10 protein-coding genes are annotated in these 12240 nt (G+C 44.4%); 1 reads left to right on the top strand and 9 read right to left on the bottom strand.

What is annotated here, in order from left to right; translation table 11 throughout:
* From RMO79_RS01250 to RMO79_RS01215, 9 genes are all read right to left on the bottom strand, one after another.
* A partial coding sequence (locus RMO79_RS01250; RefSeq protein ID WP_310481236.1) for a beta-ketoacyl synthase N-terminal-like domain-containing protein occupies positions 1-772 on the bottom strand: 772 nt, incomplete at its 3' end.
* A 205-nt stretch (positions 773-977) separates the two neighbouring features.
* Positions 978-1688, bottom strand: a complete 711-nt coding sequence (locus RMO79_RS01245) for a peptidylprolyl isomerase (RefSeq protein ID WP_310481235.1) — start codon at positions 1686-1688, stop codon at positions 978-980.
* 148 nt (positions 1689-1836) lie between these two features.
* A complete protein-coding gene (locus RMO79_RS01240) occupies positions 1837-2442 on the bottom strand; it encodes a pentapeptide repeat-containing protein (RefSeq protein ID WP_310481237.1) in 606 nt (201 codons plus the stop codon).
* 219 nt (positions 2443-2661) lie between these two features.
* Positions 2662-3855 carry a Coenzyme F420 hydrogenase/dehydrogenase, beta subunit C-terminal domain gene (locus RMO79_RS01235; protein ID WP_310481234.1) on the bottom strand — a complete coding sequence of 398 codons (1194 nt, stop codon included), beginning with the start codon at positions 3853-3855 and terminating at the stop codon, positions 2662-2664.
* A gap of 85 nt (positions 3856-3940) precedes the next feature.
* Positions 3941-4297, bottom strand: coding sequence for a tetratricopeptide repeat protein (locus RMO79_RS24405; protein WP_396136490.1), 357 nt, complete (start codon positions 4295-4297; stop codon positions 3941-3943).
* A gap of 110 nt (positions 4298-4407) precedes the next feature.
* Complete coding sequence (locus RMO79_RS01230; protein ID WP_310481232.1) at positions 4408-5295, bottom strand: alpha/beta hydrolase; 888 nt, start codon at positions 5293-5295, stop codon at positions 4408-4410.
* Positions 5296-5344: 49 nt separating this feature from the next.
* On the bottom strand, positions 5345-6949 hold the full coding sequence (locus RMO79_RS01225; RefSeq protein WP_310481230.1) for a phospholipase D-like domain-containing protein: 1605 nt from the start codon (positions 6947-6949) through the stop codon (positions 5345-5347).
* Between the two features lie 122 nt (positions 6950-7071).
* Positions 7072-10260, bottom strand: a complete 3189-nt coding sequence (locus tag RMO79_RS01220) for a UPF0182 family protein (protein ID WP_310481229.1) — start codon at positions 10258-10260, stop codon at positions 7072-7074.
* A gap of 291 nt (positions 10261-10551) precedes the next feature.
* Positions 10552-11238, bottom strand: a complete 687-nt coding sequence (locus RMO79_RS01215; RefSeq protein ID WP_310481227.1) for a response regulator transcription factor — start codon at positions 11236-11238, stop codon at positions 10552-10554.
* A gap of 262 nt (positions 11239-11500) precedes the next feature.
* Between RMO79_RS01215 and RMO79_RS01210 the strand changes: the two genes are divergently transcribed.
* The coding region (locus RMO79_RS01210) for an SbcC/MukB-like Walker B domain-containing protein (RefSeq protein ID WP_310481226.1) at positions 11501-12240 on the top strand (740 nt) is incomplete at its 3' end.

Below are 12240 nucleotides of genomic sequence, written 5' to 3'. Positions count from 1 at the left end.
GATCGAGACATTGCCAGATCGCCCGATTTGCCGCAGTCCCAGCTTCATCCATCGCACACATATGATAAGCATCATTTGTCAAGCCAAATCCTAAGATTTCTCCATAAATTTTGACACCCCGCGCGCGTGCTAATGCTGCTGTCTCTAATATAAATACCGCCCCTGCTTCGCCTAGAACCAAACCTTCCCGCCGCAGATCGAAGGGATAACAGCCAGTAGTCGCGAGGGCACCCATTTGCGTAAAACCCGCGATCGTGAGCGGTGTAATCGGTGCTTCGATCGCTCCCGCGATCGTCCGCTCGCAGGCTCCAGAACGAATTAAATTCACTGCTTGCGCGATCGACCACATTCCCGTCACACAAGCCGCCATCGGAGCTAACAGAGCCGATCTAGAGCCGATATATCTGGCTGTAGCGATTGCGGGACTTTGGGGTAAGGTATCTAACCAATCGCTCAAATTTCGTTGGTTGGCTGGAGTGGCGGCTAGGCGTTCCCATTGCGACTGACAACTGCGGCTCGAACCGATCGCGACACCACAATCGGGTAATGGTAAGCTCAACCCAGCATCTTTCACGGCTGCGGCGACAACGGTACGAGTCAGATCGAGAATCTGTTGCGGCTGTTTGTCGATTAAAGCTAGCGGAAGTGGGGGTAAATCGGCAAAAGGTTGATGGAATTTAATCGCCGTTCGACATTCCATTAAGCCATGCCAAGTCTGCTCTAAATCGCCAAATGCAGATCTCAATCCAATCCCCGTCACCACAATTTGCATTCTTCTTCGTACGAGGAATCTCGTTAACACGCTCCTGACTATCCAAAAACATCAGGTAGGGGCAATTCATGTGCTCCTACCTGAATATTTTAAACAATTAAGAATTAATTAGAGCAGTTCTACTGTTATAAAGTGCAGTTTTTCCAAACTCTAAACTCCCATCTCCGTTGGAGTAGCCGCCCTGAATGGGCTACTCCGAACCCCATTACTTCTTCAGATTTTCAATCCCTTGAGTTACCTTCGCCGAGGTAATTTTATCGCCTTGTTGAATGGTATCGATAATTTCTAAACCCTTAGTGATTTTGCCAAAGACCGCATAGTTACCATCGAGGAAGGCGATATCTGCCAGGGTAAAATAAAACTGAGAAGATGCAGAGTCGGGAGATTGAGACCTTGCCATCGCGATCGTACCGCGTTTGTGTTGCAGTTCGGGGACATCGGTCATGGTTTTACTATAAACTGGTGCCGCTGCGCCTTTGGGCTTAATTTCGAGCGGAATGCGACGTTCGGTGCTAGAACCCGCCGGGATGAAACCGCCACTACCATTACCTTTGGGGTCGCCACCTTGAACTACAAACGGCTGTGGTTGGCGAACGACGCGATGGAAGCTCAAGCCATCATAAAATTTACGCTGGACTAAATCGGCAAAGTTACCCGCACTAATTGGTGCGTTGTTGCCATCTAACTCGATGGTAATTTGTTTGTTACCTTGAACGGTCATGACTACTGTAGCTTTACCATTGAGTCTGGGTAGTCCGGGAAACTGACTGGTAGTTGTATCTGGGGTACTAGTCGATGTTGGTGATGGACTAGTTGTGGGGGTAGCCGCTTGCTGTTTGGGACTATCGCAACCACCTAACATTAGGGCACCCACAAGCAAACTAACTACGATTACACGCTGAAATGGTTTTTGCATTTTTCGATTCGGGGAAGTAAATATTTACGGTCAGCTTAGTTTAAGTCGATCGCGGCTCATATTGTCTAGGACTGCGGAAAATCGATAGAGTTCCCCTCGTCCCGTCTTTGACAATGGTGTGGCTGTGCTCCCGTCCTACTTCTCTGTGCTAATTCATCGGATCTATTTCCAGATCGTATTTATCTAAAAGTCCAGCTATCCCCGATCGTGAAAACTTAGCTTTTTTGATGCGGTTTAATTCTGGATCGATTGAGTAATTAACAGAATTCCGAAAATCAGCTTTTTCTAAAATCGTATATTCAAAGATAGTCCCAGTCAGATCGCAATTATCAAAAATCGCCGAACTAAGATCGCATTCAGTAAAATTTACTTCATGAAGTTGCGAATTTTTAAATACTGTGTTCTTAAACTTCACGCGCTGATTCAGGGAGGACTCCCGATCGGCAAATGATGAATAATTGAGGATGCAAGTATCAAAACAAACTCCGAATCCAAATTTGTTACAGCCTCCAAAATTTAGACCCAGCATTTTACAATTCTCAAACTTAACGTCTTTCAACGATGTTCTATCGAGATTAACCAAGCTAAGATCGCAACCTGAAAACTCACACTCCAAGAATTTAAAGTCTGAAAGGTCAGATTCTGATAAGTTACAGTTCACAAATTTACAGTACTCATACTCGCCCTTACTTAATGGATTCTGAGTAAAATCTATTTTATCGAAAGTTTTTTCTTCTATAAATACCTGTTTCATCTTCTCAATCCTGCACTTTACAGCAATCTTAAATAATTTCCTCAATTACTAGTAATCTTGAATTGATGTTTTTCAACCGCAGAGGCACAGAGGTTGCAGAGATAGGAACGGAGAGAATAGTTTCTCGTTTAAGATTGCCGTATCATAGCTTATAAGTTACAAGTAATTTTTGGATGCCAACAGAGCTAACGCCAAACATGATTTTACAACTTCACTATTTTACTCAGGTAATTTATATCGATTGACAATTTTCTTCGCAAAATCTGGTACGTGTCGCTCTAGCTTTTCAGGATAATTGCGCTTGGTAAATAGATAATTACGGGTAAAGTGAGAATCGATCGAGAACCGCGCGTACTCCAATCCTTTCGGGCCGATTTTATCGATAACTACACCCATAATTTTCGCCACCCACATCGGTAATGTCACCGCTTTATCGTAGGCGGGAATGCTTTGCTGAACGGCGGCTGTCCGATCGCCTTTAGACATCACAGCTTGAGTCTCAATGGCATTATTTACTAAATCTAACATCTGTTGACCGCGATCGTTTCTAACTACAATCCATTGCCAGCCAAAAGGTGCGCCCATATAACCGACGACTAAATCGGCAAGAGAGTTTACATAGTCGAAACAACTCAAACAAGACGGGGCGAATACATCTTTTAATTCTTTGGTATTTAAGCCAAAAAATGGCACTAATTCCGTCGAACCATCTTCATGCTTAAAGTGGACGTTAAAATCTTGCATGAACTCATAATAAACTACCGTCTCAGGCGATCGACTGGTGGTTTCTAAAAACTTCTGCAACCCCGCGCGGGTGACATTATCGGTACAGGGCGTACCGAGTACGTATAGTTGCTCTAAGCCTAATTCTTTCTCGACGGCGCGTAAGGCTTGAATCTGACAGCCAACCCCAATCACTAACAGCTTCTTCAATCCCGACTCGGCGATTTGTTCGAGGATGGATAAATTGGGCGACAGGGTGGGTTTATTCACCTTAGCCGCGAGAATTTCCGCTCTAGTCCGCGCGATTATCGGCATGGGTGTGAACCGATCTTCAGGCGTATTTTGGACGCAGACAACGCCTTCTACCAGCCCCTGCTCTAACATTTCGATCGCGATCGTACTGACAATTCCCGTCCATTGTGCCCCAGGAATTGGCTCGATTTTCCGCGCCGCCATCATCTGCTGATGCACGCCAAAGTACAAGTCATCTTGTTTGTCTAAATCCCGACTGCGCCCGTGGGTTTGCGTTTCTAGAGCGGGAATCTGCTGATTGAGGAAAGCACAGGCGGTTTTGACGTAGTGAATATAGTGGGTATCGCACAACCCACATTCGCTACACAGCTCCTTTGCAGGTTTGATACTGTTGGGTTTTAGAGCTTTGGCTTTCCGATGTTTGGGCGCAGCAGTCATTGGGGACACTCGATCGATTATTTGGTTATTTTAGCCTAGTGGATAGTAGATGGTGGATGGTGGATGGTTAAGTTTCGATCGATCCCTAATCTATCGTCGTGGTAAAATCTCTAATTGCGCTTTCTAGATCTTCCGCATATCTCCTTGCTTTGGCAATTATCATCAAATCGTCTGTTGTAATTGCTCTAAAACTAATAACTTCAGTGTAATCTTCAACTGCTTCTTGTCGATCGCCAGATTTTAACCTTGTATTACCACGATGAAAATATGATAGTAGACATCCTGAGTTAGTAACATCTAATTCTTCTCTATCAAATTCATCTATATCGTCTAACTCAATAGATTTTGTATAATCTAAAATAGCTTCTGCATATCTACATAATTTTTCCTTTGCAGATGCCCGTTTGTGATATGCAGCAGAGTTTTTAGAGTTTGTAGAAATAACCCGATCGTAAATATCGATTTCTTACATCAATTGTAAGAATGCTTGCGAATCCACGATTTTATAAATCCTCAGATATTTAAACTGGATATTTTGACATGCTATGTATGTTATGCGTCTGCAAAATCTAAAATAGACTCTGCGGTACTCTGTGCCTTTTCCAAATGGGGAACGTGCCCGCAATTATCAATCCAGTCGAGCCGAGCATTCGGTAGAGTTTGCTGGAATTTCTGAGCTGCGTCGATACCCAAAATCCGATCGTGCTTGCCCCAAAGAATTAAAGTCTCTTGTGAAATTTCTAACAATCGATCTAGTAAATACCCATAACCACCACTACGCGTAAAGGTAATTAACGCCTCACTCCAATTCGGCATTTCTAGATGAAGAGCCGCACATAGTTGCGCTTCTGCAGTGGCAAAGGATCGATCGAAGTAAGCTTTTTCACTGACACTTTGACGGACTTTCGGACTTGAGAGAAACTTAGTGGCTAAATTACCTAATGGTTGAATTAAAAATTTACCCATTGCGGGCGGTTGTGTAAAACCAGCACTATCAATCAAGACTAATTTATGGACGGCTGCGGGATGATTGAGTGTAAATTCGATCGCAGCAGCTCCACCCATCGAGATACCGACTAAAATTATCGGCTGTTGAATTTTAGTCTGCCAAAATGCCTCTAAATGAGTACGAATACTCATCGGACTAAACGGACAATTTGGCAATCTTTCGGTAAATCCAAATCCTAACAGATCGATTGCCCAAACTTCTGTATGTTGTGAAATAATTGGGGTAATCCGGCGAAATTCAAAGATCGAACTATCGAATCCATGTAAAAAGACAATTGGGATCCCACCATTACCCTGACGGACATAACTAGTCGAAATCGGTTGGGTAATTAACAATGTAGCGATATCCGCACGCTGAATTTGACTGGCAAATTCGATCGATTCTGGCTCTGTTAATTTGGTGACGCTGGCGGGTAAAAAATTAGGAAACATTTGTGGCTAAAAGTTTTATCGATCGAATAATTAAATTATTAGACATGTTTTAAGCTTCAGCTCGATCGAATAATTTGATGAGTTTGTCGATAATTTCGAGATTATCGGTTTTGAGTCCAATTTCGCGTTCGCTAGATTTGGTATCGGAAGTTAGGTAATTATGACTGCCTAGCATCGCAAATTGACGATTGCAAACTAAGAATTTTTCATGAGTGCCCAAAACTTTAAGTTGTAATAATCGATCGTATTCAATTTGCAGTTCGGACAAATCTGAAAGTGCATTATAGTGCCAATCATTTGATTTTAATAGTTCTGCTTGCGATAGGTATGCTCGATTATTATCGACATCTTTTAAATGTCCCCAGCCAATCTCGATCGATACGCCGCGCTTTAAAGCTGCTCTCATCAACTCGATGACATCTGAATTAATTGCATATTTAGTCAACCAAGGACATACTAAAATTAGTCGCGATTGTGACTGTTGTATAGCATCTAGAAATACTTGACGACTCTGGCTTCTACCATAGATTAAATTGTATGTGTAATCGGCTGGTAAAAATTGCTTAATTACTGTAAACTGCGATTCGATTTCTTGCTGGATTAGTTTGTGAATACATTCGTCCGAAGCAATGATTTCGATGAGTTCGGATCGATCTAAATCGAGTCGATCGATCTGATTTTTCAATCGTAAGCTATAATCGTGCAAGTCTCCGAGGCTAATATCTAAGTCTTCAATTTGCTGGAGTGTATTGGCGGATATATTATTAGCAGCTAACTGCTGAATTGTTAATTTAGTATCGGCGATTATTGTATGGATATTATCTCGATCTAGTTCCAATTCAGTTAATTTCAAGAACTGGTCTGTTTTGGTATTAGAAAACTCTAATTCAAGAACCTGAACTTTATTATCGATCTCGGTAACAAAGCTACCAATTTTCGCGATCGTTGCCAGTTCAGATCGATCTGTAAAGGCTTGCTCTAACTCTAGAAACCGCCAGCCGATTTGTTTAATGGCAGCTTCAGATACTTTTGAACTTTCTTCTAAAAGCTGAATTTTCATCTTCATTTGTTCGATCGATTCATCGATCGAATTCCTCGCAAAATCTAATTCTAAAAAATTCAAGCTATGTTCTAGCAGATCCGATTGCCGATCGTTATCGATCGCAGTCAGCGATCGAACATTATGGCTAATTTCTCCAAATTCTCGATCTGCGATCGTTAAATTACGGGCGGTTTGGCGATTGGTAAATTCCTGCTCAAAATTAGAAAAATTTAAGCTGAGTTGTTTGAGCGAATCTTTAGTTAAATCTATTTCAGTTAAAAATAGATCGTTATCTCTGTTCTTTATCTCCAAAAGTACTGTCTCTAGCCGCTTTAACTCTTGTCGATCGGTATTGACACTTGCTACTAATTTATAAAATTCAACCGTAGTCGGAGCCGCATGTAAAACAATCGATTGTTGTTCTAAATTGGCAAGGCGACGTTCGGCTTTTGCTAATTCTTTTTGACGATTTGCTAAACTTAATGAAAGGGAAAGTGTTATGGGCGCAGCAATGTAAGCTACTTGTTGAGTAAAAATCGCCGCAGCAGTTCCTAATACGGATAATCCGATCGCCGCAGATTCTATGTCATTAATATATTGTTTAATATTCACGATCCAACACTTTTCCAGTTTAAGCTAGCAAGATGATGTATTTATATCCTCTGGTGTCGATCGTAAATCGGGATAAAAATTAGAAATTACCTAAATTTCCAATTGCTACAGTCGATCGTAGCTCAAATACCAATCGTGAGTCTGTTATTTCCCCTATTCCCTATCCCACTAGAGATGTTATCACCGATCGGAGATGTGGCTGGCGGTTTAAAAATGTCTGTCAATGCTTGCGATAGTGTTTCTGCCATCACAATGCGATTTTCATAAGCCACAATCACCCGAATTAGCGTGGGTAGCTCGTTTTGAGTGGCTTCGAGATAGAGCGGTTCGACGTATAATAGGGACTGCTCGATCGGGACTATTAGTAAATTTCCCTGAATTACGCGCGAACCCTGACGATTCCAGAGTGAGATTTGGCTCGATATTGTTGGATCTTGATTGATACGCGCTTCGATTTGTTCGGGGCCAAAGATTTGGCGTTGTTTAGGAAAGGTGTAAACTAATAATTTGCCATAATTATCGCCATCAGAGCGAGCCGCCAGCCAAGCTACTAAATTTGTCCGCTGTTGGGGAGTATAGGGGAGCAACAGGGTAAATTCGGGGACGGGGATAGTAGGTAAGCTGGTAATTAAATAATAGGGTTCTACCAGGCGCGGCTTGTCGCCATAGACTTCGGTAGGAATTTGCCATCGATCTTCGCGAGTGTAAAATACCTGCGGATCGGTCATATGATAGGTCATCAACCGTTCTGATTGAATCTTGAAAAAGTCTTGGGGATAACGCATGTGGCGACGCAAAGTTACAGGCATCGCACTGAGGGGTTTGAATAAATCGGGAAATATTTTCGCCCAGGTGGTCACGATCGGATCGCTCGGATCGGTGGCATAAAAGCTCGTAGAGCCATGATAAGCATCGATAACCACTTTTACTGAGTTACGGATATAATTGATGCCTTCCTTGCCAATATCGGAGTAAGGATAGCGATCGCTGGTAGTATAGGCATCGACGATCCAGTACAGATAACTGGGATCTTTGGCATCTGTGGGGTTTCCTTTTGCATCTGCCGCAACTAGATACGGATCTCGATCGTACCGGAGGAAGGGGGCGATCGCGCGAATGCGGCGATCGATATTGCGGCGCATTAATAATTTAGTTTCTGGTAAAAACTCTGGAGTAAGCACCATCCGCCAGTCGTTTAAATATGTGGCAAAGAGCAGCTTGCGTCCCCACGAGCCGATGTTAATTCCGCCCCGCCCATCATAAACGTTGTAGACATTATCATTACCGCTGGGATAATCTAATTCTTTGACTTTGGTACCCGTCATAACGTAGTTGTTGCTACTCTCGCCATAATAAATACGCGGTTTCCCAATCGGAATGCTCGCCCTCGCGATAGCTGTTGTCGTCAGGGAATCTGCTTTATTGGTACCGATATCTTTGACTAAATATTCGGGTAATCCTCCTGGAGCCACCCGATTGACTGGGCTGATGGTAAATCCATAGCCGTGGGTATAAATTAGATGTTGATTTACCCAGGTTTGAGCTTGAGCGGGGACGGCGGTATAGTCGAGTTCCCGCGCTGCAATCAGCACTTGCTGTTGCTCGGCTGGTGCTAAAGCCCCCCCTGCTTGGTACGCTTCCTTGCGCGGGGAACCCGCGCGGAGCGCATCCGCTTTATAAGGGGGGGTTGGGGGGGTAACACCAACATTGAGGGAGACAGCTTTTGGTGTTGTAGCGGAGATTTTTAGCCCAACCCAGCCCTCCCCATGGAAAGGGGAGGGGGTAAGAGAGAGTGACAGCGGCGTAGTGGAGGGTAAAGCTTTTGCTTCACTGGTGAGAGTATATCGATCGATATCGGCATCTAAAAAGCGATAATAAAGTCGGATTTGTTGGAGTTGACGATTGGTAGCCAGCAGTGGTTGTTTATCCCAGAGCCGAATATTCCGAATAATGCGATCGTTTGCCTTAATTTTCTGCTCGGTGAGATTTGCCTGCGGATTAAAAGTATTGACTGTAATATTATCTAGCCCGAACGCTTGACGAGTCAACGCGATCGTGCGTTTGATATAGGGTGTTTCGCGGACTAATTCATTGGGCTGAACGATTAACGTTTGGACGATCGCGGGTAAAATTCTGGTAGTACCGATCGTCATGACTAGATACAAAATCGCTGCCAATCGGAGGAATCGCCGCTCAGCTTTGACTGGCACATAGAAATAGATCGATCGCCAGCCTAAATACATCGCGATCGCCAATGATAAAATACATAATGCGCCATCGGCGGGTAGCAACACATTAATATCGGTATAACTTGCGCCAAATGATACGCCGCGCGGGGAATACAACAACTCTTGACAACTCAGCAGATAGCTAAAACTTACTACCAGCATCAACCCACCACCCAAGCCAGCCAGATGGCGTTGTTGGGCGTGCGAAAATCCCCAAAATTTACCCTGACTGAGACTATCGCCAGCCAATAAATACGTCAACAGCACGGCAATAAATCCATACAGACACATTCCCATCAACCAAAATTCCAGCAGATCTGCCACTGGCAAACCGAAGATATACGCGCTAATATCGCGATCGAATACCGGATCTCGATGTCCGAAACTTGTTGCTTGAAACCACGGTAACACCCGCATCCATTGTTGCGAAATCGCCCCGGCGATAGCAATACTCAAGCTTAACCCGATCGATCGCAGTAAAAAACGCGGATAAATCTGAATCGCGATCGTCAGTATCCCAACCCCTACTGCGATCCAGCCCTGTCGGTAAAATTTTTTGCCCAGTTGCCAGATCGGATCTAGATGCAATAGGCGCAGCGCGGGTGGGCTGATATCGGGTAAATTAGGATCGATGCCCCACTGACTCCTCACCGCCTGGAGATAATGAGTCAAAATTATCCCGACAAGCAAGCCCAAACTTAACGTCAGTGGCAGCAACCACTGGAGCTGTAAGACGGGTAAACCGCGCTGAGGGTTTAAATCGATGCCGATCGGATTTTGAGGTGATTGCTGACGATCGATCTCGATCCGATCGGGCGATGCAAGTCGTTGTGCTAGAGCAAGATTGCCTAACAAATAAGCAGCCGTGATGATAAATACCCCCATCCCCAATAATCCCTGACTGCTCAGGCGGAGCAAATACATCGGTAAATAGCCGACTTCTGCAAACCACAATATTTCGGCACCTAAATGCGCGATAATCTCGATCGTCAGCCACAATCCGAACAACACGATCGGGATTAATAAGTATTGATTTCGAGCGGGTTTTAACGACTGAGATTTCACGATCTGTGGGCTAACCAACTAAATTTATTAATATCGATCGCGATTTTATCGCTTTAATCTTGGCGATTGGTGACGATACAATGCGGATTACAGCAGTTTTATTTTTAAAAACCAGCATGAGATCCGGTCTCGATTTTCGTAATGAGAATTACTCTTGCCAATTGAAACACATATCCGACTTATTTTAGAAGCCAGATATGTAGATCCACTTTACACGGACAGATCTTATGTTTTTAGCAACAACAGTATCGATCGACTGCAATGCTGACTCTTAAAACCTAAAGCCTAAAGCTTAAAGCCTGTTAAAAGTCAATTTGTCAATCCATGTTCTAAGGCATAACGCACCAGCTCGGTACGACTGTTGGTTCCTGTTTTACCAAACAACCGACTGACATATTTTTCGACATTGCGGACGCTAGTTTCGAGTTGTTTGGCAATTTCTTTATTCATCAATCCCGCCGCCACTAAATCTAAGACACTTTGTTCGCGCGGTGTCAGATCGATCCGAATTGGCGGCGGGGTTTTCACGATGCCACTCGTGGGATTAAGCATTCCCCGCAGCTCGGCGGCGATTTGTTTGGCAATGCCTTCCATTTCCGGATTTTGGGAAGCGGTTACGGCTACAGTCCTACGTTCTAGCAGATTTTTGACGATCGCGATTAGCTCGTCTGGATCGAAAGGTTTGGATAAATAAGCATCGCACCCAGCCTGGTAGCCAGAAATGCGATCGGCTTTCATGCCTCTAGCAGTTAAGAAAATTACAGGTGTTGCCTTAAACCTGTCGTCATCTCGCATCTGTTTGAGAAACTGATAGCCATCTACCTGCGGCATCATGATATCAGAAATCACTAAATCGGGTAACTGTTGTTGCAGCAACTCCCAGGCATCCTTAGCACTACTCGCTACTTGGACTGTATAGCCACTATCTTCGAGATACGCTTGGACTGCTTCTCGCAATCCTGGTTCGTCATCTACTAATAAAAGTTTACCTGCCATCGTATTGCTTTCCTTTACCGTTGCAGCCTACACTTCCCACTTTAACAAAACTTGTCCGGTTTACGCGCGATCGTCTCGCGGGGAGGAGCTATTAAACTGCACCGAAAAGGGGTGTAAGTACTTTGGCGGATTGCATTTGGGGGGTATTTGCTATGATGGCAAATAAGTCAATCCAACTTAAATATTGATGCTCCTTACAAATCCGCCGATTCCAACATCATTAATTATCACAATCTGGAGCTTACGCTCTGTACCCATTAGTATGCTGATATTAATGTTTGTGTTTAATAGCGGTAGCATCAACATTCCTCGGACTAACTTACATTTCTGGTTCGATGCGATCGCAATTCTGGGCGTGGTGGGGATTATCTCATATTGGAATTGGTTGAAACGCTTGCGGTGGAATGTCAGCTTTACAATTTATCTATATATTTTCCTAATTTTAATTCTTCGCAATCCTTATGAAATTTTAACAGCTTCATCGACAGGCACATTAGGCACGATCGACTGGCAATCTATCTTCAACAGTGTCTGGGTTGGCGGCTGGATTTTTGCGATCGGGATGTTATTAGAAGTACCGATTTTCTATCTGCGCGAGTGCAAAAGTTGGGCGTGGTGGACGGCTTTAGCGATTTCAATTTGCTATGTATCGAGTATTATTTTCTTCTTTTCTGGCACGTTAGGCATCTGGAGTTTGCTCGATTCCGGTCTTGAGCCGACGGATCCCCTCGTGGCTGCGGTCCAGGCCACCGAGGTTCAGCGCGCCAAGGAGGAGTTGATGCGCGCCGTCGATGCGCCGGACCAAGGCGACGAGCGGGCGCGACGTCTGCTCGATTACCGCAACTACCACCACTACGACCTCGAGATGGTCCCGGCCGACCGGCCTGACGCTCCGCCGATTTCGTTGGCTCGGAGCGGGCGCAATCTTTCGGGCGGAGAAAACCAAGCGCCGTTTTTCATCTCGATGCTCGCCGCGTTTCGTCGCGTATATGATCGCGGCGA

Source organism: Chamaesiphon sp. VAR_48_metabat_403, from assembly GCF_031422475.1.
Classification (GTDB): domain Bacteria; phylum Cyanobacteriota; class Cyanobacteriia; order Cyanobacteriales; family Chamaesiphonaceae; genus Chamaesiphon.
This window is presented reverse-complemented; position numbering and strand designations above follow the sequence as displayed.